The organism is Tepidimonas sp., assembly GCF_046292505.1.
GTDB lineage: Bacteria > Pseudomonadota > Gammaproteobacteria > Burkholderiales > Burkholderiaceae_C > Tepidimonas.
This window is the reverse complement of sequence record NZ_JBKBQX010000002.1, coordinates 9,260-34,894: the sequence shown is the minus strand read 5'-3', so window position 1 is coordinate 34,894 and position 25,635 is coordinate 9,260. Positions and strand designations below refer to the sequence as shown.

24 protein-coding genes, 1 tRNA gene and 1 pseudogene are annotated in these 25,635 nt (G+C 68.8%); 8 read left to right on the top strand and 18 right to left on the bottom strand.

Annotated elements, in window-relative coordinates; all coding sequences use genetic code 11:
• Window positions 1-77: 77 nt before the first annotated feature.
• Window positions 78-153: transfer RNA gene (locus ACK4TH_RS01695), tRNA-Arg, on the bottom strand.
• A gap of 166 nt (window positions 154-319) precedes the next feature.
• On the opposite strand from ACK4TH_RS01695, the gene ACK4TH_RS01690 reads away from it, so the two are divergent.
• On the top strand, window positions 320-829 hold the full coding sequence (locus ACK4TH_RS01690) for a c-type cytochrome (protein WP_409621750.1): 510 nt from the start codon (window positions 320-322) through the stop codon (window positions 827-829).
• Between the two features lie 45 nt (window positions 830-874).
• Window positions 875-1,348, top strand: coding sequence for a type II 3-dehydroquinate dehydratase (gene aroQ / locus ACK4TH_RS01685; protein ID WP_409621747.1), 474 nt, complete (start codon window positions 875-877; stop codon window positions 1,346-1,348).
• Here aroQ and ACK4TH_RS01680 read toward each other — a convergent pair.
• The 11 genes from ACK4TH_RS01680 to ACK4TH_RS01630 all read right to left on the bottom strand — a co-directional run bounded on the left by ACK4TH_RS01680 (window position 1,285) and on the right by ACK4TH_RS01630 (window position 10,296).
• Window positions 1,285-1,851, bottom strand: a complete 567-nt coding sequence (locus tag ACK4TH_RS01680) for a DUF2946 family protein (RefSeq protein WP_409621744.1) — start codon at window positions 1,849-1,851, stop codon at window positions 1,285-1,287. The two genes, aroQ and ACK4TH_RS01680, sit on opposite strands and share 64 nt — an antisense overlap.
• Window positions 1,852-1,888: 37 nt before the next feature.
• Window positions 1,889-2,911: a YheT family hydrolase gene (locus ACK4TH_RS01675; RefSeq protein ID WP_409621741.1), complete on the bottom strand. Its 1,023-nt coding sequence runs from the start codon at window positions 2,909-2,911 to the stop codon at window positions 1,889-1,891.
• Between the two features lie 6 nt (window positions 2,912-2,917).
• Window positions 2,918-3,334 carry a F0F1 ATP synthase subunit epsilon gene (locus ACK4TH_RS01670; protein WP_068607348.1) on the bottom strand — a complete coding sequence of 139 codons (417 nt, stop codon included), beginning with the start codon at window positions 3,332-3,334 and terminating at the stop codon, window positions 2,918-2,920.
• Window positions 3,335-3,451: 117 nt separating this feature from the next.
• Window positions 3,452-4,861, bottom strand: a complete 1,410-nt coding sequence (gene atpD, locus ACK4TH_RS01665) for a F0F1 ATP synthase subunit beta (protein WP_409621737.1) — start codon at window positions 4,859-4,861, stop codon at window positions 3,452-3,454.
• Between the two features lie 44 nt (window positions 4,862-4,905).
• A complete protein-coding gene (atpG, locus tag ACK4TH_RS01660) occupies window positions 4,906-5,775 on the bottom strand; it encodes a F0F1 ATP synthase subunit gamma (RefSeq protein ID WP_334165978.1) in 870 nt (289 codons plus the stop codon).
• A gap of 34 nt (window positions 5,776-5,809) precedes the next feature.
• Window positions 5,810-7,366, bottom strand: a complete 1,557-nt coding sequence (gene atpA / locus ACK4TH_RS01655; protein ID WP_409621734.1) for a F0F1 ATP synthase subunit alpha — start codon at window positions 7,364-7,366, stop codon at window positions 5,810-5,812.
• A 45-nt stretch (window positions 7,367-7,411) separates the two neighbouring features.
• A complete protein-coding gene (locus ACK4TH_RS01650; protein ID WP_409621731.1) occupies window positions 7,412-7,942 on the bottom strand; it encodes a F0F1 ATP synthase subunit delta in 531 nt (176 codons plus the stop codon).
• Window positions 7,943-7,972: 30 nt separating this feature from the next.
• On the bottom strand, window positions 7,973-8,443 hold the full coding sequence (locus ACK4TH_RS01645) for a F0F1 ATP synthase subunit B (RefSeq protein WP_068607357.1): 471 nt from the start codon (window positions 8,441-8,443) through the stop codon (window positions 7,973-7,975).
• A gap of 105 nt (window positions 8,444-8,548) precedes the next feature.
• A complete protein-coding gene (gene atpE / locus ACK4TH_RS01640; protein ID WP_043702567.1) occupies window positions 8,549-8,794 on the bottom strand; it encodes a F0F1 ATP synthase subunit C in 246 nt (81 codons plus the stop codon).
• Between the two features lie 47 nt (window positions 8,795-8,841).
• Window positions 8,842-9,711: a F0F1 ATP synthase subunit A gene (atpB, locus tag ACK4TH_RS01635; RefSeq protein ID WP_409621727.1), complete on the bottom strand. Its 870-nt coding sequence runs from the start codon at window positions 9,709-9,711 to the stop codon at window positions 8,842-8,844.
• 3 nt (window positions 9,712-9,714) lie between these two features.
• Window positions 9,715-10,296: an ATP synthase subunit I gene (locus tag ACK4TH_RS01630; protein ID WP_409621724.1), complete on the bottom strand. Its 582-nt coding sequence runs from the start codon at window positions 10,294-10,296 to the stop codon at window positions 9,715-9,717.
• Window positions 10,297-10,478: 182 nt separating this feature from the next.
• Here ACK4TH_RS01630 and ACK4TH_RS01625 point away from each other — a divergent pair, with 182 nt between their 5' ends.
• The 4 genes and pseudogenes from ACK4TH_RS01625 to ACK4TH_RS01610 all read left to right on the top strand — a co-directional run bounded on the left by ACK4TH_RS01625 (window position 10,479) and on the right by ACK4TH_RS01610 (window position 13,312).
• Window positions 10,479-10,745 carry a YbeD family protein gene (locus ACK4TH_RS01625; protein WP_409621721.1) on the top strand — a complete coding sequence of 89 codons (267 nt, stop codon included), beginning with the start codon at window positions 10,479-10,481 and terminating at the stop codon, window positions 10,743-10,745.
• A complete protein-coding gene (gene lipB / locus ACK4TH_RS01620) occupies window positions 10,742-11,422 on the top strand; it encodes a lipoyl(octanoyl) transferase LipB (protein WP_409621718.1) in 681 nt (226 codons plus the stop codon). Before ACK4TH_RS01625 ends, lipB begins: the two co-directional genes overlap by 4 nt.
• 96 nt (window positions 11,423-11,518) lie before the next feature.
• Complete coding sequence (gene lipA, locus ACK4TH_RS01615; RefSeq protein ID WP_409622099.1) at window positions 11,519-12,496, top strand: lipoyl synthase; 978 nt, start codon at window positions 11,519-11,521, stop codon at window positions 12,494-12,496.
• A gap of 213 nt (window positions 12,497-12,709) precedes the next feature.
• A pseudogene (locus ACK4TH_RS01610) lies at window positions 12,710-13,312 on the top strand (DDE-type integrase/transposase/recombinase).
• Between the two features lie 44 nt (window positions 13,313-13,356).
• Here the strand turns inward: ACK4TH_RS01610 and ptsP are convergent.
• Genes ptsP through ACK4TH_RS01590 form a run of 4 tightly spaced genes read right to left on the bottom strand, consistent with a single transcriptional unit; the run spans window position 13,357 to window position 16,379 of the window.
• Window positions 13,357-15,084 (bottom strand): phosphoenolpyruvate--protein phosphotransferase, encoded by a 1,728-nt coding sequence (gene ptsP / locus ACK4TH_RS01605; RefSeq protein WP_409621715.1) that lies wholly within the window; start codon window positions 15,082-15,084, stop codon window positions 13,357-13,359.
• Entirely contained in the window at window positions 15,081-15,350 is a 270-nt protein-coding gene (locus ACK4TH_RS01600) for an HPr family phosphocarrier protein (RefSeq protein ID WP_409621712.1), read from the bottom strand. Before ACK4TH_RS01600 ends, ptsP begins: the two co-directional genes overlap by 4 nt.
• Complete coding sequence (locus ACK4TH_RS01595; protein ID WP_409621709.1) at window positions 15,319-15,765, bottom strand: PTS sugar transporter subunit IIA; 447 nt, start codon at window positions 15,763-15,765, stop codon at window positions 15,319-15,321. Before ACK4TH_RS01595 ends, ACK4TH_RS01600 begins: the two co-directional genes overlap by 32 nt.
• Before the next feature lie 20 nt (window positions 15,766-15,785).
• A complete protein-coding gene (locus tag ACK4TH_RS01590; RefSeq protein ID WP_409621706.1) occupies window positions 15,786-16,379 on the bottom strand; it encodes a hypothetical protein in 594 nt (197 codons plus the stop codon).
• Window positions 16,380-16,411: 32 nt separating this feature from the next.
• Between ACK4TH_RS01590 and ACK4TH_RS01585 the strand changes: the two genes are divergently transcribed.
• Together ACK4TH_RS01585 and ACK4TH_RS01580 are read left to right on the top strand one after the other, a co-directional pair.
• The gene (locus ACK4TH_RS01585; protein ID WP_409621704.1) at window positions 16,412-16,849 is read left to right on the top strand and encodes a thioredoxin family protein; all 438 of its coding nucleotides are present in this window, start codon (window positions 16,412-16,414) and stop codon (window positions 16,847-16,849) included.
• 63 nt (window positions 16,850-16,912) lie between these two features.
• Window positions 16,913-19,285 (top strand): methyl-accepting chemotaxis protein, encoded by a 2,373-nt coding sequence (locus ACK4TH_RS01580; protein WP_409621701.1) that lies wholly within the window; start codon window positions 16,913-16,915, stop codon window positions 19,283-19,285.
• 18 nt (window positions 19,286-19,303) lie between these two features.
• Here ACK4TH_RS01580 and ACK4TH_RS01575 read toward each other — a convergent pair whose 3' ends face one another.
• Window positions 19,304-20,272, bottom strand: a complete 969-nt coding sequence (locus ACK4TH_RS01575; protein ID WP_409621698.1) for a diguanylate cyclase domain-containing protein — start codon at window positions 20,270-20,272, stop codon at window positions 19,304-19,306.
• The gene (locus tag ACK4TH_RS01570; RefSeq protein WP_409621695.1) at window positions 20,259-25,631 is read right to left on the bottom strand and encodes a PAS domain S-box protein; all 5,373 of its coding nucleotides are present in this window, start codon (window positions 25,629-25,631) and stop codon (window positions 20,259-20,261) included. The genes ACK4TH_RS01575 and ACK4TH_RS01570 overlap by 14 nt, the downstream gene beginning before the upstream one ends.
• Between the last annotated feature and the right edge of the window lie 4 nt (window positions 25,632-25,635).

Below are 25,635 nucleotides of genomic sequence, written 5' to 3'. Positions count from 1 at the left end.
CGGGATCTGACCTGATCGGGGCGATTTTTGCAGGACGGAGGGGGTTTCGCCGCCGTTCGTCGAGGGGAGCAGAGCGGTGGCGCGGCTGGCGGGGATCGAACCCACGACCCTCGGCTTCGGAGGCCGATACTCTATCCACTGAGCTACAGCCGCAGTCCAGACGCGCATTCTATCAGCCCGGCGCTGGCGCGGCGACCATGCGGCCAGCCCCAGGGAACCCCTCGATATAATGCGCGGGTTTGGCAACCCCCGCATGCACCGGATGGCGCCCCGCGCCACGGGCAACCGGATTCCCGCTACACGCCTCCAAAGGGACACCATGAGCGAGCACGCGCACGACAATCACACCGGGCCGATCAAGACCCCGAAGCAACTGTGGTGGACGGCCTTCTTCGCGTTCGTCGTTCCGGTATTCCTGATCATCGGGCTGGTGTTTTACGTGACCAAGGCCGACAAACCCCAGGCCGGCGCGGTCAACCCCGAACTGGCCACGGCCCAGCGCATCCAAAAGGTGGGCACGGTCGAGCTGCGCGACGCCAACCGTCCGCTGGCTGCTGGGGTTGACGTGTACAAGGCACAGTGCGCCGCGTGCCACGAGGCTGGTCTGGTCGGCGCCCCCAAACACGGCGACAAGGCCGCGTGGGCACCGCGCATCGCCCAGGGGTACGACGCGCTGGTCAACTCCGCCCTCAAGGGCAAGGGCGCGATGGGCGCTCAGGGTGGCGGTGCTTTCCGCGACATCGAAATCGCCCGCGCCGTGGCCTATCTGGCCAACCAGGGGGGCGCCAACTTCACCGAGCCGGCGGCGCCCGCGGCCGAGTCCAAGTAAGCGCCCGAAGGCATCGACGACGGGACCGCCATCGCCAGCCCCATCGTGACCCGCGTCCTGGTTCTCAACGGCCCCAACCTCAACTTGTTGGGCACGCGCGAGCCCGGTGTGTATGGGGCCGACACGCTGGCCGATCTGGAGGCCCGCTGTCGCGAGTACGGCGCGCGCCTGGGGCTGACCGTCGAGACGGTGCAAAGCAACCACGAGGGGGTGTTGATCGATCACCTCCACGCCTGGGGTGCGCTGCATCGTGCAGGTCAGGCCATCGGCGTGGTGTTCAACCCCGGCGCCTACACCCACACCTCGATCGCGCTGCACGACGCCATCAAGGGTGTCGCGCCCATGCCGGTGATCGAAGTCCACCTCTCCAATGTGCATGCCCGGGAGGCCTTCCGGCACCACTCGTGGGTGGCGCCGGTGGCTGCGGGCAGCATCATCGGCTTCGGGCCCGAGGGTTATCTGCTCGCGCTCGATGCGCTGGCCCGCCGCGCGGCCGCGGGGCTGGGCACGAAGCCGTAACGCGCCGGCAACTCCGCCGCTCGGCAGGGCTGGGGCGCCCAGTGGCCCGCCTCCACCGCCTCCGCCGCCAGGTGCATGTCCTGCGTGTGGACCACGCCGAGGCCCACGTCCCCCGCCAGGTACAGACGCCCAGCCTCGTCCAGCCACGCCTCTCCCACCCGCACCGGCACCCCCGTGTGGCTGAACACCCCGCCATCGGGCGCCAGGCGCCACACCCACGGCGTCAGCTCCAGCTCCACATACACCCGCTGCGGCCCGTTCTGAAAAAACCACTGCCCCTGCCCATCCACCCCGTAGTTGCGGCCGATGAAGGCGATCAGCTTGTCGTGGCGCAGCTCCACCCCCCGGCTGACGGCATTGGCCCCTTCCCCCGCGAACGGACCGGCTGCCTGGGCCCGGTCGTCTCGCATCCACCAGCGCCCGCGCGCATCCAGCCCCAGCCAGCCGTAACAATCGGGGACGTTCGGCCACTTGGCCATCGCCGCCTTGACGATGTCGTCCATGTCGGGACCTCTTTCTGCTCTGCGTGGGGCGATTGTGTCACCGCCCGGGCCAGCCCGCCGCCTCCGTCAACCACGGTATCACCTGGCGCGGCAGCGCGGCGACGTCGCCACGCAGGTCCCACGGGGCAGATGGCTCGGCAAAGCCCACATGCCCGCCCCGGGCGGGCTGCCACAGTTGGACGTACGATCCCGCTTCCGCCGCATCCGGCAGACTCGACGCGGGCACAAAGGGATCGTTGCGCGCATTGAGCACCAGGGTCGGCACCCGCACCGCGCACAGGTGAGGCCGGCTCGATGCGCGCCGCCAGTAGTCCTCCACGCCGCGAAACCCGTGCAACGGCGCGGTAAACGCATCGTCGAAGGCGCGCAGCGTCCGCGCCGCCAGCGCCCGCTCCAGATCGAACAGGCCGGGAAAGCGCGCCCACTTCTCCCGCGCCTTGCGCCGCATGGTGCGCAAAAACATGCGCGCATACAGCACGCGGTTCAGGCCCCGATCGATGGCGGCCCCAGCCGCTGCCAGGTCCAGCGGTGCCGAGATGGCCGCCGCCGCCCGTACGGACGCCGCGGCGCCCGCGCCAGCCTCCTGCAACCAACGCAACAGCGCATTGCCCCCCAGCGACACCCCCACCGCGACCCGAGGCCAGTCGGGCCAGCGCTGCGCCACGCGCGCGAGCATCCAGGCGATTTCCTCGAAATCCCCCGAGTGGTAGGCGCGCGGCGCATGGTTGGGCTCGCCTGAGCACCCACGAAAATGCGGCACGGCGATCGCCCAGCCACGGCGCTGGGCCTCGGCGGCAAACGCCTGCGCATAGTGGCTGGCCGACGAACCCTCCAGCCCGTGAAACAGCACCAGCAGGGCCACCGCCCCGGGCGGGACGATGTGGTCGACATCGATGAAGTCGCCGTCCGGCGTGCTCCAGCGCTCGCGCTGCCACCCCAACGGGGCCGCCACCCCGCGCCGCGCCCACAGCGCCGCACCGATGGTCTGCCAATGCCCGTTGCGCTGCCAACCAGGGGGGCGCGGCCAGACGTCCGCCGCGGCGGCCGGTACCGGGGCCAACGCGACTCAGCGCTTCTGGCGGAATTTGCGCAGGGCCGCGATCTGGGCGGCCATGACGGCCAGCTCTGACTGCGCCTTGGCCAGATCCACCTCGCTCTTGGCGTTTTTGAGCGCCTCTTCGGCCGCCTTGCGCGCTTCGCTGGCTTTGGCCTCGTCCAGATCCTTGCCACGGATGGCCGTGTCCGAGAGCACCGTCACCACCTTGGGCTGCACCTCGAGGATGCCACCGGCCACGAAGACGAACTCCTCCTCCCCATCCGCCTTTTCGATGCGCACAGCACCGGGCTTGATGCGGGTGATCAGCGGCACGTGGCCGGGCAGAATGCCCAGTTCACCGGCTTCGCCCGGCAGGGCCACAAACTTGGCGGGGCCGCTGAAGATGGACTCCTCGGCGCTCACGACCTCCACTTGAATGGTACTCATCTCAGATCTCCTTTGCGCGACGCGGGCTGTCTGGGGCCGCCACCGAACCGGCTATGCCGGACCACCGGAGGCGCCCCCTCGAGGGGGAGGCGCCGCAGGCGCTTCGGGGGTCGGGCATCAGCCGGCCAGCTTCTTGGCCTTCTCGAAGGCGTCGTCGATCGTGCCGACCATGTAGAACGCCTGCTCGGGCAGGTGGTCGCACTCGCCGTTGACGATCATCTTGAAGCCGCGGATGGTCTCCTTCAGCGGCACGTATTTGCCCGGCGCGCCGGTGAACACCTCGGCCACATGGAAGGGCTGCGACAGGAAGCGCTGGATCTTGCGCGCGCGCGCGACGGCCAGCTTGTCTTCCGGCGACAGTTCGTCCATCCCCAGAATCGCGATGATGTCGCGCAGTTCCTTGTAGCGCTGCAGCACGGCCTGCACCGCGCGGGTGGTGTTGTAGTGCTCTTCGCCCACGATGTTGGGGTCTACCTGGCGGCTGGTGGAGTCCAGCGGGTCCACCGCGGGATAAATACCCAGCGCCGCGATGTCGCGCGACAGCACCACGGTGGCGTCCAGGTGCGCGAAGGTGGTCGCCGGCGACGGGTCGGTCAGGTCGTCCGCGGGCACGTAGACGGCCTGGATCGAGGTGATCGAGCCGACCTTGGTCGACGTGATGCGCTCCTGCAGCTTGCCCATCTCCTCGGCCAGCGTGGGCTGGTAACCCACGGCGGAGGGCATGCGGCCCAGCAGCGCCGACACCTCGGTACCGGCCAGCGTGTAGCGGTAGATGTTGTCCACGAAGAACAGCACGTCGCGGCCCTCGTCGCGGAACGACTCGGCAATCGTCAGGCCGGTCAGCGCCACGCGCAGACGGTTGCCCGGCGGCTCGTTCATCTGGCCGTACACCATCGACACCTTCGACTCGCTCAGGTTGTCGGCGACGACGACCTTGGACTCCATCATCTCGTGGTAGAAGTCGTTGCCCTCGCGGGTGCGCTCACCCACACCGGCAAACACCGACAGGCCCGAGTGCGCCTTGGCGATGTTGTTGATCAGCTCCATCATGTTGACGGTCTTGCCCACGCCGGCGCCGCCGAACAGACCGACCTTGCCGCCCTTGGCGAACGGGCAGATCAGGTCGATCACCTTGATGCCGGTCTCCAGCAGCTCGGTGGAGGGCGACAGCTCGTCGTAGGCCGGCGCCTTGCGGTGGATGGAGCTGGTCAGCGACTGATCGATCGGGCCGCGCTCGTCGATCGGGTTGCCCAGCACATCCATGATGCGGCCCAGCGTCGCTTTGCCCACCGGCACGGTGATCGGGGCGTTGGTGTTGTAGACGGTCATGCCGCGGCGCAGGCCGTCGGACGAACCCAGCGCAATGGTGCGCACGACGCCGTCGCCGAGCTGCTGCTGCACTTCCAGCGTCAGGGGCGACCCCTCCATCTTCAGCGCGTCATACACCTTGGGCATTTGGTCACGCGGGAATTCCACGTCCACCACGGCGCCGATGCACTGAACGATCTTGCCTTGAACTTGAGCCATGATTGAAACCTTGTCGATGAAAGATAGACGAGAACCCGGCGACGTCAGACGGCGGCAGCGCCGGCGACGATTTCGGACAGCTCCTTGGTGATGCCGGCCTGACGCGTCTTGTTGTAGACCAGCTTGAGCTCGTTGATCAGGTTGCCGGCGTTGTCCGTGGCGGCCTTCATGGCCACCATGCGCGCCGACTGCTCGGACGCCATGTTCTCGGCCACGGCCTGGTAGACCTGCGACTCCACGTAGCGCACGAGCAGCTCGTCGATCACGGTGGGGGCGTCGGGCTCGTAGATGTAGTCCCAGTCGTAGCCCGCGTCACCCTGCTCCAGATCCTGCGCCGACAGCGGCAGCAGTTGCTGCACCACCGGCTCCTGCTTCATCGTGTTGATGAACTTCGTGTAGCACAGGTACACCGCGTTGAGCTTGCCCTCGGCATACGCATCGAGCAGCACCTTGACCGGTCCGATCAGGCGCTCCAGATGGGGGGTGTCGCCCAGCCCGGTGACGTGCGAGACGACCTGGGCGCCGATGCGGTTCATGAAACCGAAGCCCTTGTTGCCGATCGCGACCACCTGCGCCGTTTTGCCCTGCCCCTGCAGCTCGCGGAACTGGTTGGTCACCGCGCGCAGCAGGTTGGTGTTGAGGCCGCCGCACAGGCCCTTGTCGGTGGTCACCACGATCATCCCGCTGACGGTCGCATCGGGGTGGGCCACCATGAAGGGGTGCACGTACTCCGGGTTGGCACGGCTCAGGTTCGCCGCAATCTGGCGCACCTTCTCGCTGTACGGCCGGGCCGTGCGCATGCGCTCCTGCGCCTTGCGCATCTTGGAGGCGGCGACCATCTCCATGGCCTTGGTGATCTTCTTGGTGTTTTCCACCGACTTGATCTTGCCGCGTATTTCCTTGCCTGCTGCCATCGCTGCTCCTTGGAACGGTCCGCTGCCGGGCCGATCAGTAGGTGCCGGTCTGCTTGAAGGCGCGGATGGCGGCGTCGAGTTCGGCCTCGGCGTCCTTGTCCATGGCCTTCTGCGTCTCGAGCTTCGACAGCAACGCCGCGTGCTTGTCCTTCAGGTAGGCGTGCAGACCGCTCTCGAAAGGCAGCACCTTCTTGACGTCGATGTCGTCCAGATAGCCCTTGTTGGCGGCATACAGCGACGCGGCCATCAGGCTGATCGGCAGCGGGCTGTACTGCGGCTGCTTGAGCAGCTCGGTCACGCGCGCACCGCGGTCGAGCTGCTTGCGGGTCGCCTCGTCGAGGTCGGAAGCGAACTGCGCGAACGCCGCCAGCTCGCGGTACTGCGCCAAGTCGGTCCGAATACCGCCCGACAGGCTCTTGATCAGCTTGGTCTGCGCCGCACCACCGACGCGCGACACCGAGATACCGGCGTTGATCGCGGGGCGGATGCCCGAGTTGAACAGGTTGGTTTCCAGGAAGATCTGACCGTCGGTGATCGAGATCACGTTCGTCGGCACGAACGCCGAGACGTCACCGGCTTGCGTCTCGATGATCGGCAGCGCGGTCAGCGAGCCGGTCTTGCCCTTGACCTCGCCCTTGGTGAAGGCCTCGACGTAGTCGGCATTGACGCGCGCGGCACGCTCCAGCAGGCGGCTGTGCAGGTAGAAGATGTCGCCCGGGAAAGCCTCGCGCCCCGGCGGGCGGCGCAGCAGCAGCGACACTTGGCGGTAGGCCACGGCCTGCTTGGACAGGTCGTCGTAGATGATGAGCGCGTCCTGACCGCGGTCGCGGAAGTACTCGCCCATCGTGCAGCCGGAGTACGGCGCCAGGAACTGCATCGCCGCCGACTCGGAAGCGGAAGCCGCCACGACGATGGTGTAGTCCATCGCCCCGTGCTGCTCCAGGGCCCGCACCACGCTCTTGATCGACGACGCCTTCTGACCGATGGCGACGTAGATACAGACCATGTTCTGGCCCTTTTGGTTGATGATGGTGTCGATGGCCACCGCGGTCTTGCCGGTCTGGCGGTCACCGATGATCAGCTCGCGCTGGCCGCGGCCAATCGGCACCATCGAGTCGATGGCCTTCAGACCCGTCTGCACCGGCTGGTCCACGCTCTTGCGCGCGATCACGCCCGGGGCGACCTTTTCGACCACGTCGGTCAGCTTGGCGTTGATCGGGCCCTTGCCGTCGATCGGGCGGCCCAGCGCATCGACCACACGGCCGATCAGCTCGGGACCCACCGGCACTTCCAGAATGCGGCCGGTGCACTTGACCGTGTCGCCTTCGGAGATGTGCTCGTACTCGCCCAGAATCACGGCGCCGACCGAGTCGCGCTCCAGGTTGAGCGCCAGACCGAACGTCGGCTGCCCGTCCTTGCCGGCGGGGAATTCGAGCATTTCGCCCTGCATCGCATCCGACAGGCCGTGGATGCGCACGATGCCGTCGGTCACCGACACCACGGTGCCCTGGTTGCGCACGTCGGCCGACGGGGCCAGCCCCTCGATGCGGGACTTGATCAGTTCGGAGATTTCAGCGGGATTGAGTTGCATGACGCTTTCCTTTTCGGATGTTCGACAGGGCGTTGGGGCCAGCCGTCAGGCCGTCAGCGCCACACGCATTTGTTCCAGACGGGCCTTGACCGAGGTGTCCAGCACCTCGTCGCCCACCACCACGCGCACGCCGCCAATCAGTTCGGGGCGCAGCTGCACCTGCAGGCGCAACTGGCGGCCAAAACGCTTTTCAAGGACGCCCTGCAGATCGGCGAGCTGGGCCGTCTCGATCGGGAAGGCGCTCTCCACGGTGGCATCGGCCACGCCCCGCTGCGCATTGACCAGCTCGCGGAACTGGCGCGCGATCTCGGGCAGAGCCGCCACACGGTCGTTGTCGATGACGGTGCGCAGGAAGTTGCGACCGATCTCCGGCAACGACGTCTTCATCACCCCGGTGATGACGTCGAACACCTGCTCGGCGCGGACCTTGGGATCGGCCGCAAAGGCCTGAAGCTGCTCCTGGCCGGCAATCGCGGCAAGCTCGTCCAGCCATTCGCTGGCATCGGCCGCCTGCGCTGCGGCGGCCTTGAACAGCGCTTCGGCGTAGGGTCGTGCAATGGTGGCAAGTTCGGCCATGGTTCAACCTTCGGACGCGCGGTTCGGAAATTAGAGTTCGGTCTTGAGCCGCTGCAGCAGCTCGGCATGCACGCCGGCGTTGACCTCGCGCTGCAGAATCTGCTCGGCGCCCTTGACGGCGAGCACGGCCACCTGCTCGCGCAGGGCTTCGCGGGCCTGCACGGCCTGCTGCTCGGCCTCGGCTTTGGCAGCGGCGATGATCTTGGCGGCTTCCTCGGCGGCGCGGGCCTTGGCCTCTTCGATCATGGCCTGCGCACGGCGCTCGGCGTCGGCCAGGCGGGCGGCGGATTCGTTGCGCGACTGCACCAGCGCGTCCTCGACACGCTTGTTGGCCACGGCGAGCTCGGTCTTGGCCTTCTCTGCGGCGGCCAGACCTTCGGAAATCTTCTGCGCACGCTCATCCAGCGCCTTGGCGATCGGCGGCCACACGAACTTCATCGTGAACCACACCAGGATCGCGAAGACGATGGCCTGCGCAAAGAGGGTTGCATTGATGTTCATCGCAACGCCTTTCTGAATGTGTGCGGGGGTGGAGCGAGAGGGAGCCGGGTTCGATCGGCGTGCGCCCGGGCTGACCCGGGCGCACCCTTCCTCACCGCAGGACGATCAGATCGCGAAGGGGTTGGCGAACGCGAACAGCAGCGCGATGGCCACGCCGATCAGGAAGGCCGCGTCGATCAGACCGGCCAGAATGAACATCTTGGTCTGCAGGTCGTTCATCAGCTCGGGCTGACGAGCGGACGACTCGAGGAACTTGCCACCCATGAGGGCGATGCCGATCGACGCGCCGATGGCGCCCAGACCGACGATGATGCCGCAAGCCAGAGCAACGAGACCCAGAATATTTTCCATGATGGTTTCCTTTTGAGGTTGAGAGGAAGGTTTAGGGGGAAACGAACTCAGTGCGCATCATGTGCCTGCCCCAGGTAGATCAGGGCCAGCATCATGAAAATGAACGCCTGCAGGGTGATCACCAGGATGTGGAAGATGGCCCACACCGTACCGGCGATCAGGTGCCCGACGAAGAGCAGTCCGCCGCTGAACGACAGCGCGGCGAAACCGCCGAGCAGCGCGATCAGCATGAAGACCAACTCACCCGCGAACATGTTGCCAAACAACCGCATGCCGTGGGAGACGGTCTTCGCCACGAACTCGATCATTTGCATCAGGAAGTTCACCACGCCCAACAGCAGCGCCCAGAACGGGTTCTTGCTGGTGCCAAACGGTGCCGTCACCAGCTCGTGCGTCCAACCGCCCAAGCCCTTGATCTTGATGTTGTAGAACAGACACATCAGCAGCACCGACACCGACAGACCCAGGGTCGTCGAGAGGTCGGCCGTCGGCACGACGCGCAGATAGTCCTTGAAGCCCAGCGCAGGCCCCGCCGAGTGCCACAGCGCCGGCAGCAGATCCACCGGCAGCAGGTCCATGGCGTTCATGAAGAAGATCCACACGAACACGGTCAACGCCATCGGCGCGATGACCTTGCGGCTGGCGGCGTTGTGGATCACACCCTTGGCCTGGGTTTCGACCATCTCGACCAGGATCTCGACGGCGGCCTGAAAGCGCCCCGGCACACCCGCCGTGGCACGACGCGCCCCCAGCCACAGCAGCCACACGCCCAGCAGCCCCATCAGCACGGAAAACACCACCGAGTCGATGTTGATCACCGAAAAGTCGACGATGAATTCCTGCTTCTTGTTGGTCAGGTGCATCAGGTGATGCCGGATGTACTCACCTGCGGTCGGTCCTTGTCCTTCAGCTGCCATTCGTCAACCCATTCCCGTTCTTGAACAAACCGATCGGTCCCGTGCCGCCGGCCGCACGATCCACGCCAGCCAGTACGACTTGAGGACCACCACCAGCCCGACCACGAGGCCCAGCCAGCTCAGATCCGGGATCCAGCGCGGCGCCGACGCCAGCATCGCCAGCACCAGCAGCACCTTGACCCCTTCCCACCACAACCAACCCGCCAGCGACGCCCGCGCCACCCCGGGGAATGCCGCGCTCAGCCAACGCGCCAGCGCGCTCGACGTCATCCCCCAGGCCATGACCGCCGACGGCAGCACGGCGCACAGCGCGCCATACGCCACCGAGGCCACGAGGAACCAACGCCCATCGCCCGCGACGAAGACCCCTATGGCCGTCACCGCCGACACCAGCAACGCCAGCGCCGCTTGCCACGCCACGACGCGCCACACGGACAGCGCCGGATGCCGCTGCCGCCACAGACGCGCCTCTTCGGGCGTCAGGGGCTTGAATTCGGCGGCATCGCCCTCAATTGCCTCGTCATCGGGCCATCGCCCTTCGGTGCCTTCGGCCCCCTCGACCAACTGCGGACGAGGAGGCGCCACCACCGACGACGGCCGGGATGCAGCGGGAGGAGCGGACCGGTCTGCTGACACCACCAAACCTGCGATTATCGACACCTCGAATGACGCACGCCTGACAGCGAACGTGGCGCCTGCGCTGCTTTTGGCCACGCTGGCAAAGCTCTTTATTATATGGATAAACCCCAATTATCGTTCCGTTGCGCATGTCCGACGTCCCACCCCTGCTTCAGTTTCCGTGCCGCTTCCCGATCAAGGTGATGGGCGCGCACGTCGACGGCTTCGTCAGCGCCGTGGCGCACGTTGCGCGCCAGTTCGACCCCGACTTCGACGAAGCGGGCGTCGAGCAGCGCGTCAGCCGCGGCGGCCGCTACCTGGGTCTGACCATCACGGTGCGGGTGACATCGCGCGAGCAGCTCGACGAGCTCTACCGCACGCTGACCACCCACCCGATGGTGCGGGTGGTGCTGTGAGCGCGGTCCTGCGCGATCTGGGGCGGGCGGAATATGACGCCATCTACGCGGCCATGCGCGCCTTCACCGAAGGGCGCGGGCCGCACACCCCGGACGAAATCTGGCTCTGCGAACACCCCCCCGTCTTCACCCAGGGGCTGGCGGGCCACGCGGAGCATCTGTTGCATCCGGGCGACATTCCGGTCGTGGCCACCAACCGCGGCGGTCAGGTCACCTACCACGGCCCCGGCCAGGTGGTGGCCTACCCGCTGATCGACCTGCGCCGCGCCGGCTACTTCGTCAAAGAGTATGTGTACCGGCTGGAGGAAGCCGTCATCCGCACGCTGGCCGCTTGGGGCATCACCGGGCACCGGGTGGCCGGGGCTCCCGGCATCTATGTGCGATTGGACGACCCCCATGCGCATGCCGCGCTGGCGGGGCCGCGCCCGGGCGGCGACCCGTTCGCCGGACTGGGCAAGATCAGCGCCCTCGGCATCAAGGTGCACCGACATTGCACCTATCACGGGGTGGCACTCAACGTCGCGATGGACCTGAGCCCCTTTTCCCGTATCAACCCCTGCGGCTATGCCGGCCTGCGCACGGTGGACCTTGCTACCATCGGCGTCGATGCGCCATTGTCCGCTGTGCGCGCCGAGCTGGCGCAGCAGCTCCTGCGGTTGCTCGCACCCCGCCTATGACGCTGCCCAACGCCGCCCATGACGCTGCCCAACGCCGCCCATGACGCTGTCAACGACACCGCCACCGACGCCGCTCCTTCGCGGCCAGGACTCCCGATGAACGCCGAAACCTCCACGCCCCCGACCGCCGGCTACGACCCGACCGCCAAGCAAAAGAGCGCGGCCAAAACCGCCCGCATCCCCATCAAGGTCGAGTCCGCCCCCGCGCTCAAGAAACCGGACTGGATTCGGGTCAAGGCCGGCAGCCCCAGCACACGGTTTTACGAGATCAAGGACATCCTGCGCGCCAACAAACTGGTGACCGTGTGCGAAGAGGCGTCCTGCCCCAACATCGGCGAGTGCTTTGGCAAGGGCACGGCGACGTTCATGATCATGGGCGACAAGTGCACCCGGCGCTGCCCGTTCTGCGACGTGGGCCATGGCCGCCCGGACCCGCTCGACCCCGACGAGCCCGAAAACCTGGCGCGCACCATCGCCGCGCTCAAGTTGCAGTACGTCGTCATCACCAGCGTGGACCGCGACGACCTGCGCGACGGCGGGGCGGGGCATTTCGTCGCCTGCATCCAGCGCGTGCGCGCGCTCTCACCTGCCACCCGCATCGAAATCCTGGTGCCCGACTTCCGCGGTCGCGACGATCGGGCGCTGGAAATCCTCAAGGCCGCCCCGCCGGATGTGATGAACCACAACCTGGAGACGGTGCCACGACTCTACAAGCAGGCGCGCCCCGGCTCGGATTACGCGTTCAGCCTCAACCTGCTCAAAAAATTCAAGGCGCTGTTCCCCCACGTGCCGACCAAGAGCGGGCTGATGGTCGGCCTGGGCGAGACGGACGAGGAAATCCTGGACGTCATGCGCGACATGCGCGCGCACGGCATCGACATGCTGACGATCGGCCAGTATCTGGCCCCCAGCAGCCACCACCTGCCGGTGCGGCGCTATGTGCACCCGGACACGTTCAAGATGTTCGAGACCCAGGCCTACGCGATGGGCTTCACCCACGCGGCCGTGGGGGCCATGGTGCGCAGCAGCTACCATGCCGACCGGCAAGCCCACGCGGCTGGCGTGGGCGTCTGACGCCCACGCCCCGGGAATCAACGCCCGGCGTTTCACCGCTGCGGCGCGGCGGGAGCGGCCGCCGGGGCCGGAGCCGCCGCGGGCGCCTCGGCCAAGGCCTTGGCCTTGTCGATCTCGAACAGCAGCGGAGTTTCGAACGGGCACAACTCTGACCTTGCCCCTGCAAAGGAGAGTGCTTAGCCCTTGTTGAAAATGTCGACAAGGACAGAAGCGATGAGAGACAAGCAGGTGCGTGCGCAGCACACGCGGGAGTTCAAACTAGCCTGGGCAACTGGGTGCGGCTGGCCGCCAAAGGTGCACTCGGTGGTTTGGACGGCACAGACAAAGCCGATCGGGTCTCGCCCAAGCAGATGGAGATCGCCCGGCTGCGGGCGGAGGTAGCGCGCCTTCGCATGGCGCCCGACCTGGTGCAGCGGCGCTTTTACCCCCGAGGCACCCAATCGGCTCTGCAGCGGCGACATCTCCTCCATCGCCAACGACGAGGGCTGGCTGTACCTGGCTGCGGTCATCGACCACTTGGCTCGCCAGGTGGTGGGCTGGAGCCTGCAGGAACCCATGCACACGGGCTTGGTCCAGGGTGCCCTGGCCATGGCATGCTGGCGCCGCCGTCCGCCGCCTGGGCTGATCTTCCACAGCGACCGGGGCAGCCCATACTGCAGCCATGAGTTCCAGCAGGCCCGGCGGGCGGTGCTGGACTGGGTGGCTTGCTACCATCACCGTCGGCTGCATTCGTCGCTAGGCGATCTCAGCCCGATGCAGTTCGAGCAACGCTGGCACGAGGCACAGCGCAACGATGCCGCGTGCGCCGGGGGTTAAGAGCTCCACGAAACAGGGGCAAGGTCAAATGAGTATAGCGCCGTTCAATCGGCCAGCAGCAGGGCCGGCTCGTCGCTGGCGATGACATTTTGCGCCCAGGCGCGCAGCTTGCGGGTGTCGCTGCGCAGCACCTGTTGCTTGACGGCCAGGATTTGCGTCGGATGCATGGAAAAGCTGCGCAAGCCCAGCCCCAGCAACAGACGGGTCATGGTGACGTCGCCGGCCATCTCCCCGCAGACGCTGACGGGCTTGCCCGCCTCGCGGCAGGCGGCGATGGTGTCGGCCACCATGCGCAGGACGGCCGGGTGCAGGGGGTCGTACAGATGGGCCACCGATTCGTCCACCCGGTCGATGGCCAGAGCGTACTGGATCAGGTCGTTGGTGCCGATGGACAGGTAATCGAAGTGGCGCACGAACAGCCGCACCGCCAGCGCGGCGGCCGGCACCTCGATCATGGCCCCCAGGCGCACGGGGCCATAGACCGCCCCGCGCCGGTCGAGCTGCTCGCGCGCCTTGGCCAGCATGGCCTGCACCTGGCGGATCTCGCCCAAGTGGGCCAGCATCGGGATCAGGACGTTGACCTTGCCGTGCGCGGCCGCCCGCAGGATGGCGCGCAACTGGGTCAGAAACATGGCCGGCTCGGCCAGGCTCCAGCGGATCGCCCGCAGCCCCAGCGCGGGGTTGAGGTGCTCGTCGCGCCGATGGTGGTCCAGCGGCTTGTCGGCGCCCACGTCGACGGTGCGGATGGTCACCGGCAAGCCGTGCATGCCCTCGACGGCGCGACGGTAGGCGTCGTACTGCTCCTCCTCGTCCGGCAGCTGGCCGCCGCGGCCCATAAACAGGAACTCCGTGCGGAACAGCCCGACGCCGACCGCCCCCACGGACAGGGCCGGCAAGGTGTCCTCCGGCTGCTCGATGTTGGCCAGCAGCTCGATGCGCTCGCCATCCAACGTGACGGCCGGGGTGTTCTTGATGCGCGCGAGCCGCTCGCGCTCGATGACCCCCTGGCGCTGCTTGTAGCCGTACTCGGCCAGCACCATGGGCGTGGGATTGACGATGAGCACGCCCGCGTCGCCATCGACGATGACCCAGTCGTCCTGCCGAACGAGCTGGCTGGCGTTGCGCGCCCCCACCACCGCCGGGATGTCCAGGCTGCGCGCGACGATGGCGGTGTGGCTGGTCTTGCCGCCCACATCGGTGACGAAACCGGCAAAGACGCTCTGCTTGAACTGCAGCATATCCGCCGGGGCGAGGTCGTGCGCCACCAACACGAGCGGCTGCGTCTCCACCCCGGGGGCGGGCGCGGCCGTCACGGGCGAGGCCACCCCACGCATGACGCGCAACATGCGCTCGACCACCTGCTCGAGATCCGCCTTGCGCTCGCGCAGGTAGGGGTCCTCCATCTCGTCGAACTGCTTGGCCACCAGCTCGAGCTGCGCGGTCAGCGCCCATTCGGCGTTGTAGTGGCGCTCGATCACCCAGTGCTTGACGCCGTCTTGCAGGTGCTCGTCCTGCAACAGCATCAGGTGCACCTCCAGCAGGGCGGCCAGTTCGGTATGGGCCTCCACCCCGTCGTGCACCAGGCCCTGGCGCAGGCGGGCGATTTCCTCGGCGACGACGTCCCGGGCCCGCCGCAGGCGGGCCAATTCCGCGTCGGCCTGATCGGGCGCAATGAAGTAGTGCGCCACATCCAGGCGGCTGGAGGCGACCAGCACCGCCCGGCCGATCGCCACGCCGCGCGAGACGGCCTGCCCGTGCAGCGTGAAGGTCATTCGCCCTCCCCGAATTTGTCGTCGATGAGGGCGACGATGGCGTCCATGGCCGCCTGTTCGTCGGGGCCGTCGGTCTCGATATCCACCGTGGCGCCCAAACCGGCGGCCAGCATCATCACCCCCATGATGCTTTTGGCGTTGACGCGCCGGCCGTTGCGACTGAGCCACACGTCGCACGCAAATCCCCCAGCCAGCTTGGTGAGTTTGGCCGAGGCGCGGGCGTGCAGCCCGAGCTTATTGCTGATGGTCACGGTGCGTTGGATCATGGGAAGGCCTGCGGAATTGATTCTGCGGCGCGGTGGGGGCCAGCGGCATGACGCCCTGGGTGCCCCCCAGCGTGGCACGCGACACCAGAGTGTCGATGGGCTCGTGGCGGTACGTGACGGCGCGCAGCAGCATGGGCAGGTTGACCCCCGTGACCAGGCGGGTGTGGGCGCCATCGAGCAATTGCGTGGCGATGTTGCAGGGTGTCGCGCCAAAGATGTCGGTCAGCACCAGGGTATCGTCCGCGCCGTGCAGGGCCATCATCTGGCGGGCCTGGGCCAGCGTCTCCTCCGGGGCCTGATGCGGGGGCACATCCAACGCATCGACGACCTGGTGCGCGTCCGGAAAGACGTGCAGCACGCACTGCCGCAACGCGGAGGCCAGGGGTGCGTGGGCGATGACGAGGATGGCGTTCACAGTAAAAATTATCCGCCCGATCAGCGCAGGGCAAGTCCCCCGAAATAGGTTTCGTGGGCGTCGGGCGACAGACCGGGCCCGTAGAGCGCCACCTGGGCCAACCAACGGCCGTCGCCGGCCCAGTGCAACTCCGCTTGTACCGAAGCGCCGGTGGGGGTGCGCCCGGGACCGCGCCAGCAGCGCTGCACCGCGGCCGCGCGCGTGACACACGGCACGGCAACCCAGCCGGGCGGGGCCCCGTCCGGCCCCGGCTGCAGTTGCAGGGTGGCCCAACTGGCGCGCTGCCAGTCGTCGATCCAACCGGCAGGCCCCTCGCCCGCAGGCCAGGCGTCGGGCAGGCGCACCGCCGCCACGGCGAAGGTGTGGCCCGCCGCTTCGCAACTCAGCATGTGCAGGGTCACCGGCGGCTGTTGCGGGCCGCGCAAGGGCACGTCGCGCGTGGCGCGCTCAGGCTTGCAGGGCAGCACGGCCGTCACCGGGGTGGCCTCCTGCCGCACGGTGCGCCAGTCGAGCGCCGGACTGCACCCCGATCCCAGCAGGGCCATCAGCAGCGCCACCACGGCACCCGGCAGACGGGCGATGGCGGGACGAAGAAAAGCGGGGCACAATGCCATGCCGAGCATCGTACCGCAGCCCCTGACGCGCCATGAGTACACCCGCCACCACCGCGCCCCGCCCCGCCGCCGCATTGCCGGTGCCGGCGTCGTTGCAGACGGCGGCCCAGACGGCCGTCGCACGGAAAGAGCCGCTCGTGGTGATGGTGACGCTGGCGGGCTGCGCATTTTGCGAGGTGGTGCGCAACCACTACCTGGGGCCCATGCTGCAGCGCGGCGACATTCACGCCGTGCAGATCGACATGCTGGACCGCCGCACACCCTTGCTGGATCTGCAAGGGCGCTCCACCACGGGCTATGACCAGGCCCGAGCCTGGCGCGTGCGCGTGGCGCCGACCGTGCTGTTTTTGGACGAGCGCGGGCGCGAGCTGGCCGAACGGCTCGAGGGCATCGGCGTGGCGGACTTTTACGGCCCCTATCTGGACGAGCGGCTGCGAACGGCCCGCGCGCAATTGGGCCAGCGGCGCTGAGGGGCACAGCGGCTGCGGCACAATCCCGCGGTCACCTGCCTGACACCCCCGGGGATTTCCGCCATGTCTGGTTTGCCTGCCGACCCCATCTCCACCCCGCCGTGGCTGCTGCGCCCCGGGGTGATGTTGATGCGGCGACTGCCCATGCGCCTCAAGCTCATGGGGCTGGCGCTGGTGCTGTTGATTCCTTCGCTGCTGATCGGCTCGATGCTGCTGCACGACATCTGGTCGGATTGGCGCTACACCGCGGGCGAGCGCGCGGGTTTGGAGGGGATACGGGCGCTAAGCACCGTGGCCGACCACCTACAAGATTTGCGCGACGCCGCCCACCGTCATGCGGCCGATGGGCACCCCGGGGCAGCCCAGTCGCGCGACGCGGCGGCCTCTGCGCTGCGGGCGGCGCTGGCCCAACTGCAGCCGCTCGCGGCGGCCAACCCCGACTGGGGGTGGGATCGCGCTCAGCCGACGGTGGAGCGCGCCCTCGCTGCGGCCCCGCCGGCGGACCGCGCCGCCACCTTCGAGCGCAATGGCAAGGCGGTGCAGGCCGTGCTCGACGTGATGGACCGCATCGGCGAAGTGTCCGGCCTGTTGCTCGACCCACAGGCGCACACCTACTTCCTGATGGATCTGACCGTCACCCGATTGCCCAAGCTGGCCGACAGCGTCAGCACCTTGCGCGGCGATGCCAGTGGCCTGCTGGCCGGTGACGACGGCACCTCGGTGGACGATGCCCGGATTCTGGGCCTCACCCAGGCCGTCGAGAGCCACTTGCGCGGGGTGCAGCAGCGCATGCGGTCGCTGCAGCTTCAGGACGAGGAGCCACCAGCGAGCTGGACCGACGCTGAAAGCGCCACCACCACCTTCGCCACGGCCATCGCCGTGATCTACGGCGCCACAGCCCCAGAAGGCGACCCCAATGAGGTGTACACCAGCGGCACGCAAGCCCTGACCGCCATTCGCACCACCCAGCGGGAGGCGATCGACCGTCTGGACGCCTTGCTCGCCAAGCGGCAAGCGGGGCTGTTACAGCAGGGCTTGGTGGTTAGCGTCGCCAGCATCCTGGGCATGGGGTTGCTGGTGTACGGCATCGCGGCATTCAGCTGGGCCACGCTGAACAGCCTGCATAACCTGTCACGCACCATGGAGCAAGCGGCCCATGGCGATCTGACCACCCACGTCAGTGTCGATGGCCATGACGAAATGGCCCGCATCGGCCGCACCTTCGAGGCGATGCTGGGCAAGCTGTCGGATTTGGTGGCGGAAGTGCGCAGCGCATCGGCGATGGTCACGGACGTGGGATCGTCCCTGGTCGAGGACAGCAACCACCTGGCCGACCGCACGCAGGCGCAGGCCGCCAGCCTGGAAGAGACCACCAGCGCCGTGCGCAGCGTGGGAGACATGGTGCGGCTCAACGCACAGACCGCCCAGGAGGTCAGCCAGTCCACGCGTTCGCTGCAAGAACAAACCGACCACGCGGGCGAGGTCATGGATCGCACCGTGGCCGAGATGGACACGCTGCAGGCCACCTCGACGCGCATGAGCGAGATCATCGGCACCATCGACGCCATCGCCTTCCAGACCAATATCCTGGCGCTCAATGCGGCGGTGGAGGCGGCGCGCGCCGGCGAGGCCGGCCGCGGCTTTGCCGTCGTGGCCAGCGAAGTGCGCTCGCTGGCACAGCGCAGCCAGACCGCCGCGAACGAGGTGCGCGGTCTGATCGAGGCCTCGCGCCAGCGCGTCGGCGCGTCGGTGCACGCCATCGGCGAGGTCAACGCGGTGATGCACGAACTGCTCGGGCGCATCCGCGAGGTCTCCACCCGCATGGACCAGATCGCCCACGCCAGCGAGCGGCAAAGCACGGCACTGGGCGAAGTGGTCACCGCCGTGGGCGACTTGGATGCCGTGACCGCCGAAAATTCGGCGCTGGTGGAGCGTACGCAGCACCGTTCGCGGCGGCTGATCGAGCGGGCGCAGGACATGGCCGACGCGGTGGGCAACATCCGCCTGCGGCTGGGCACCGCAGACGAGGCTAAGGCGATGGCCCAACGCGCGTTGGCGCACATCCAGCGCGTGGGCTATGCCCAAGCGGAGCGGGACTTCCACACCCAGCCGGCGCAGTGGGTGGACCGTGATCTGTATGTGTTCGTCTTCGACCGCGACGGCATCTACCGCGTGCACTCGGCCGACCCCGCCAAGGCCGGCACGCCGTTGTCGGCGGCGCCCGGGTTGGATGCCGAACGCCTGCTGCGAGATGCGTGGTATCGCATCGAGCGGGGCGGCGGCTGGGTGGACTACACCATCGTCAACCCCGTCACGGGCGATATCCGGGCCAAGACCTCGTATGTGCTGCCGGTCGATGCCCAGCGTCTGGTGGGGGTAGGGGCCTACCGCATGGTCAGCGAGCGGCTGCGCCAAGCCCATGCCAGCGGCGCCTGAACGGGCAACGGGCGTGCATCAGCCGGTGCCGTGCCCGTCATCGTTCAGGGCAGCGGCGCACACGCGCGCGCGGCCCAGCCGCTTGGCCTCGTAGAGCTGGGCGTCGGCCAAGCCCAGCAGGGCGGCCGGCTGCCAGCCGGGCTGGGGCGGACCAGCACGCGTGGCCACGCCAAAGCTGGCAGTCAGCACCCCGCCCGGGCTGCCGTGGCGGTGTGGGATCGCCAGGGCGCGCACCGCCTCCAGCAGCTGCTCCGCCAGCCGGCGCGCGTCGTCCAGCGCGGTGTCGGGCAGCAGGCAGGCGAACTCCTCGCCGCCGTAGCGCGCCACCAAGTCGGTGCTGCGGCGCACATGCTCGCGCAAGCAGCCGGCCACGCGCCGCAGCGCGTCGTCGCCGGCCTGGTGGCCGTAGTGGTCGTTGTAGGCCTTGAAGTGGTCGACGTCCACCAGGATGAGGCTGAGCACGCTGCCGTGGCGCTGCGCGCGCGCCCATTCCACCGCCAGCCGCTCGTCGAACTGGCGCCGGTTGGCCACGCCCGTCAGCCCATCGACGAAGGCCAGCGCGCGCAACAGGTCGGACTGGAACTTCAGCGTGAGGTGCGTGTGGACCCGAGCCCGCACGACGCTGGGATTGACCGGCTTGGGAATGAAGTCGACCGCGCCGGCCTCCAGGCACTGCGTCTCGATGTCCTCGCCGCTGTGGGCGGTGACGAAGATGACCGGGATGTCGGCGGTATCGCGCTCGGCGCGCAGCGCACGCAGCACCGCAAAGCCGTCCAACCCCGGCATCACGACGTCCAGCAGAATCAGGTCGGGCAGCTGCTCGCGTGCGACCTTGAGCGCCTGCTCGCCGCCGGTGGCCATGAAGAGCTGGTGCTCCGCCGCGAGCGTGCGGTACAGCACCTGCAGATGCACCGGCTGGTCGTCCACCAGCAGCAGGCGCGGCTTGCGCGCCGGCCAGGCCGGGGCGGCAGCGTCAAGCGGCGCCATCGTGCCCCTCCGGCGACGCGGCCTGCAGCAGCGCCTGCACCGCCGCCTGCGCCGCCTCGAAGTCCATCGCCTCCATCGCGCGGTGCAGCGCGGCCCAGCGCTCGTCCTGCGCCACCGCCGACTCGGCCAGCAGCGCATCGTGCACCTCCAGCGCCTCCATGTCGCTGGCGGCCAGCAGCGCCGCCAGGCGCTCCAGCGTCTCGCGCCAGCGCGCCGGGTCGGCTTGTTCCTGGGCTTGCTCGCCCGCGGGCGCTTCGGCGGCGATCAGCCCGCGCGCCTGCAGCTCGGCCAGCACGTGCTGCAGCGCGCGCTCGGTGGCGCCGAGCTCCTCGGCCAGCGGCGCCCACCACGGCGGCAGCGGCACGCGCGGGGCCGTCGGGTCGGCCAGCGCCGCCTTGACGGCGCGCTCGGCCTCGGCGGCGCGCTCGGCCAGCCGCACCGCCCCCACCGTGCCAGCGGTGCCCTTGAGCGTGTGCAGCAGCGCGGCCAGCCGCTCGTCGGCCCCGGCGTCCAGTTGCGCCTGCAGCTGCGCCTGGGTCTGCGCCAGCCCCTGCACAAAGCCGCGCACGATGCGCGCGTACAGCGCCGGGTCGTCGCCCAGGCGGGCCAGCGCCGCCGGAACGTCCACACGCTCGGCCTCGGGCCACGGCGCGCTCACGGCGGCCTCGGCGGGGGCAGGGGCGGGCGGCTCGGCCTCGGCGCCGGCGGCGGACGAGCGCACCGCGTGCGGCGCCCAGTGCAGCAGCACGCGCACCAGTTGGTCGATGGCAAATGGCTTGCCGACGTGGTCGTTCATGCCGGCAGCCAGGCACGCCTCGCGGTCGCTGGCCATGGCGTTGGCGGTCATCGCCACGATGGGCAATGCCGTCAGCCCCAGGCGCTGGCGGATGGCCTGCGTGGCCTGCAGGCCGTCCATGACCGGCATTTGCATGTCCATCAGCACCACGTCCCAGCCGTCCGGGTGGGCTTTGAGCACGTCCAGCGCCTGCTGGCCGTGTTCGGCCAGGGTCACCTCGGCGCCCTCGCGCCGAAGCAGGTCGCGCGCGACCTGCTGGTTGATGGCGTTGTCTTCCACCACCAGGATGCGCATACCGGCCAGACGCCGGGCGCCCGGCGTGGGCGCGGCGGCGGGCGCCTGTCCCTGAGCCGCCGCGCGCGCGGCGCGCACCGCCTCCAGCAGCATCGACGCGGTGACCGGCTTGACCAGAAAGCCGTCCAGCGCCGCCTGGCGCTCCGGCGGCACCTGCGCCAACACCTCGCGGCCGCTGGCGGTGACCATGACGATGGCGGCACGGCGGTCGGGCGGCACGTCCTGGCGCAGCGCCAACGACAACGCGAGCCCGTCCATGCCCGGCAGCGACCAGTCGACGAACACCGCATCGAACGGACGTTCGGCTGCACGTACCTGCTGCAGCGCGGCCTCGGCATCGGCCACCGCGGTGCAACTCCAGCCAAGCTGGCGAACCGCCCCGCACAGCAGCTCGCGCGCCAGCGGGTGGTCGTCCACCACCAGGCAGCGCAGCGCCGCCAGTTCGCGCGGAATGGCTTCGGCGGCCAGCGCCGCCGGCACGTCGCGCGCCACCGGCAGCTCGATCTCGAAGGCAAAGGTGCTGCCCCGCCCCGGCGCGCTGTCCACCGTGATGGTGCCACCCATCATCTGCACCAGCCGCTGGCTGATCGCCAGCCCCAGCCCCGTGCCGCCAAAGCGCCGCGTGGTGGAGCTCTCCGCCTGCGTGAAGGCCGAAAACAGCCGCGCCTGTGCCTCCGGCGCGATGCCGATGCCAGTGTCGATGACCGCCAGCCGCAGCCGCACGCGCTCGGCGCCGTCCGGCTCGACATGACGCTCGAGCAGCCGCGCCTGCAGCGTGACGCTGCCCTCGGCGGTGAACTTGATGGCGTTGCCGGTCAGGTTGATGAGCACCTGCTGCAGCCGCATGGCATCGCCCACCAGCACGCGCGGAATGGCGGGGTCCAGATCAAACAGCAGCTCCAGCCGCTTGCCCTTGAGGTTGGCGGCCATGATGGTGGCCAGATCCCGCCACAGGCGATCGACCGCAAACGGCCCCGGGTCGAGTTCGAGCTTGCCCGCCTCGATCTTGGAGAAGTCCAGGATGTCGTTGATGATGCCCAGCAGCGACTTGGCCGCCGACTCGGCCTTGTCCGCATAGTCGCGCTGGCGTGCATCCAGCGCCGTGCCCAGCAGCAGCTGCAGCATGCCCAGCACCGCGTTCATCGGCGTGCGGATCTCGTGGCTCATGTTGGCCACGAACTGGCTCTTGGCGCGGCTGGCCTCCTCGGCGGCGCGACGAGCGTTCTCGATGTCGGTGACGTCGTAGCGCAGGCCCACATGCAGGCCGGTTGACGTGAGGCGCTCGACGATGCGCAGCGCCTGGCCGTTGGGGCGGTGAACGGTGCGGTCGGTGGTACCGGCGCGGAAGTCCGCGATCCGCTGCGCGAGCCACGCCTCGGGGTCCTCGCCCTGCAGATCGATGCTGCGGCGCTCGACACCGGCCCGGATGAAGGTCTCGAAGGTCACACCCGGCTGCAGGATGTCCGACAGCTGCGCGTGCAGCCGGTAGAAGCGCTCGTTGGCCCAGACCAGCCGCTCCTGGGCGTCGAACACCGACACCGCCGCGCCGACCGCGTCCAGGGCGCTGACCAGCAGCTCGCGGTTGGCCTCGGCCTCGGCGCGTGCCTGCTCCAGCTCGGTGATGTCGACGCGAAAGCCCACCACGTAGCCGTCGAGCGTGCGCCGCTCGATGATGCGCAGGACGCGGCCGCTGGCCAGATGCTGGATCACGTCGCGGTCGGCGGTGCGGTGCTGCGCCAGGCGCTCGGCCACCCAGGCCTCGACGCGGCCGATCGCCTCGGCGTACTCGCCGCGCTCGGCGCCGTAGCGGATGATCTCCTCGAACGTGCGCCCCGGCTCCATCAACGGCGCGGCCACCGAGTAGAGCTCGCGGTAGCGCTCGTTGCAGAACACCAGCCGGTCCTGAGGGTCGTAGAGCGCAAAGCCCTCGCCGATGGCCTCGATGGCGCTGCGCAGCAGCCGCTCGGCGCGCGCGGCGCTTTCCTCGGCAACCTTGACGTCGGTGATGTCGAGGTTGGTGCCATAGATGCGCGTGGCACGTCCGTCGGCGCCGCGCTCGAAGGCCTGACCGCGCGTGCGCACCCACAGCCAGCGACCGTCGGTGTGGCGCATGCGCAGGGTGTATTCGAAAGCGTCGCTCAGGCCCTCCACATGCCCATGCAGACCCAGCATCACCCCAGGCAAATCCTCCGGGTGCACATGCTCGGCCCAGGTCGCCATGCCGATGCGCAGCGGCGCGGGCTCGGGGCGGCCCAGCATGCGCAGCCAGCGCTCGTCCACCTCGGCCTCGCCGGTGGTGGGATCGAGCACCCAGGTACCGGCCCCGGTGGCCCGCAGGATGTTGTCAAGCCGCTGCTGCGACGCCTGCAGCGCCGCCTCGGCCTGCTTGCGCGGCGTGATGTCGAAGCGGATCGACAGGTAGCGCGCGATGCCGCCGCCGCTGTCGAACAGGGGTGCCACGATGCTGTCGACCCAGTACAGCCGGCCGTCCTTGGCGCGGTTGCAGATCTCGCCGCGCCAGGGGCGCCCACTGCCGATCGTGCCCCAGAAGTCGGCCCAGAACGCCGCATCGTGGTGGCCGGAGTTGATGATGTTGTGCGGTGCACCGATCAGCTCCTCGCGCGTGTAGCCGCTGATGGCGCAGAAGGCCTCGTTGACATCGACGATGGTGCCGTCCGGCGCGGCCTGGCTGACGATGGCGTGCTGGCGCACGGTGGCCATCAGCGTCTCGGCCTCCGCGAGCGCCACCTGCAGCCGCTCCTGCGTGCGCACGCGCTCGGTGATGTCGATCTCCACCGCCATGAAGCCGTTGCAGGCACCGGCCTCGTCGTGCAGCGGCACGAGTTCGATCGAGACCCAGTACTCGCGCCCGTCCTTGCTGCGGTTGAGGATGTCGACCTCGCAGCCGACGCCGCGGCGCATCGCATCGCGCAGCACCGCCACCGCCTGCGGGTCGGTGGCCGGCGACTGCAGCAGCCGGGCCGGGATCTGACCGAGCAGCTCCTCGCGCGTGTAGCCGGTCAGTTCTTCGCAGGCAGCGTTGACCCAGGTGATGCGCCCCGCGCGGTCGGTGAAGATGATGGCGTTGTGCGTGTGGCGCGCCACCAGCGACAGGCGATTGACATCCGACTCCAGCGCCTGCAACCGATCGCGCTCGGCGCGGCGCAAGCGGAACACCGCCATCGTGGCCCAGCCCGCCAACAGCGCGATCGGCAACGCCCCCACACCAATGATGGGCGCGGCCACCGGCTGCCACTGGCGTTCCAGCAAGGGGGTGCTGCGCACGAACAACTCGTAGCGGCGCTGGGCCAGTTCGATTGGGCGGTGCGCCCCGGCCCACGCCCCCCCGCGCCAGTCATGCCCCGCTGCGAGCATGGCGTGGCCACCGTGGCCATCCCCATCGAGCAGCTCCACGCCGGCGGAGCCATCCCCCGCATCCGGCGCGACGGCTTGCCCCGGTGGGGCGTTTGCGGCGGCGAGCGATGCGTCTGCATCGACCCAGTGCCAGTCGTAGCGTTCACTCAACAGCCCCGACTCTCGCGCCAGTTCGGCCACCGGCACACCCATGACGGCAAACCCCATCAAATCGGCCATCCGCTGCTCGACGGACGCTGGCATCCACCCGCTGCGGTAGACCGGCAGCACGAACAGCAGCCCGTACTCCACCTGCTCGGTATTGGCCAGCCGCAGCGGCGCGGTCACCACGAGGTCGCCGCTGGCGGCGGCGCGTTGCATCGCCTCGCGCCGCACTGGGTCGGAGCCCAACTCCAGCCCGATCAGATGCTCCTGCCCCGATGGCTCGATCCAGTCGATGACGAAGCGGTCGCCATTGGCATCCTGCAGCGGCCTCAGCGTGCGGTAGCGCACCTCCACCGACATGCCCCGCTGGCGCGCCTGATTCAGCCACTCGGTCACGCCGTCGGCCGGCAAGCGGCGCACGAACGCTACGCCGCTGGCAGCCGGGTAGCGCTCCGCCAATTCCAGCGGGCCGATGTAGGCGCGGGCCTCGCGCCAATCGGCTTGGGGATGCGCATGCAGCCAGCCGCGCACCCCCAGCAGCAGCGCGCCATAGCGCTCGACCACGCCGGACCACCGGCTCTGCGCGGTCTCGAGCTCATACTCGAGATGCGCCTGCAACTCCGCGCGCGTCCGCTGTTCAATCCAGAACGCCGCCCCCAAACCGAACGCCATCACCAGCAGCGCCACCAGCACGGCCAACCAACCGCTGCCCCGGATGGCTCGACCGTCACGCTTGCCCAAACGTTGCATGGCG

Coding starts and splice junctions, on each gene's coding strand:
- ACK4TH_RS01690 (WP_409621750.1), top strand. CDS start 320: ATGAGCGAGCACGCGCACGACAATCACACCGGGCCGATCAAGACCCCG.
- ACK4TH_RS01680 (WP_409621744.1), bottom strand. CDS start 1,851: ATGGACGACATCGTCAAGGCGGCGATGGCCAAGTGGCCGAACGTCCCC.
- ACK4TH_RS01670 (WP_068607348.1), bottom strand. CDS start 3,334: ATGAGTACCATTCAAGTGGAGGTCGTGAGCGCCGAGGAGTCCATCTTC.
- atpD (WP_409621737.1), bottom strand. CDS start 4,861: ATGGCTCAAGTTCAAGGCAAGATCGTTCAGTGCATCGGCGCCGTGGTG.
- atpG (WP_334165978.1), bottom strand. CDS start 5,775: ATGGCAGCAGGCAAGGAAATACGCGGCAAGATCAAGTCGGTGGAAAAC.
- atpA (WP_409621734.1), bottom strand. CDS start 7,366: ATGCAACTCAATCCCGCTGAAATCTCCGAACTGATCAAGTCCCGCATC.
- ACK4TH_RS01650 (WP_409621731.1), bottom strand. CDS start 7,942: ATGGCCGAACTTGCCACCATTGCACGACCCTACGCCGAAGCGCTGTTC.
- ACK4TH_RS01645 (WP_068607357.1), bottom strand. CDS start 8,443: ATGAACATCAATGCAACCCTCTTTGCGCAGGCCATCGTCTTCGCGATC.
- atpE (WP_043702567.1), bottom strand. CDS start 8,794: ATGGAAAATATTCTGGGTCTCGTTGCTCTGGCTTGCGGCATCATCGTC.
- atpB (WP_409621727.1), bottom strand. CDS start 9,711: ATGGCAGCTGAAGGACAAGGACCGACCGCAGGTGAGTACATCCGGCAT.
- ACK4TH_RS01625 (WP_409621721.1), top strand. CDS start 10,479: ATGTCCGACGTCCCACCCCTGCTTCAGTTTCCGTGCCGCTTCCCGATC.
- lipA (WP_409622099.1), top strand. CDS start 11,519: ATGAACGCCGAAACCTCCACGCCCCCGACCGCCGGCTACGACCCGACC.
- ptsP (WP_409621715.1), bottom strand. CDS start 15,084: ATGACCTTCACGCTGCACGGGCAGGCCGTCTCGCGCGGCGTGGCGATC.
- ACK4TH_RS01600 (WP_409621712.1), bottom strand. CDS start 15,350: ATGATCCAACGCACCGTGACCATCAGCAATAAGCTCGGGCTGCACGCC.
- ACK4TH_RS01590 (WP_409621706.1), bottom strand. CDS start 16,379: ATGGCATTGTGCCCCGCTTTTCTTCGTCCCGCCATCGCCCGTCTGCCG.
- ACK4TH_RS01585 (WP_409621704.1), top strand. CDS start 16,412: ATGAGTACACCCGCCACCACCGCGCCCCGCCCCGCCGCCGCATTGCCG.
- ACK4TH_RS01580 (WP_409621701.1), top strand. CDS start 16,913: ATGTCTGGTTTGCCTGCCGACCCCATCTCCACCCCGCCGTGGCTGCTG.
- ACK4TH_RS01575 (WP_409621698.1), bottom strand. CDS start 20,272: ATGGCGCCGCTTGACGCTGCCGCCCCGGCCTGGCCGGCGCGCAAGCCG.
- ACK4TH_RS01570 (WP_409621695.1), bottom strand. CDS start 25,631: ATGCAACGTTTGGGCAAGCGTGACGGTCGAGCCATCCGGGGCAGCGGT.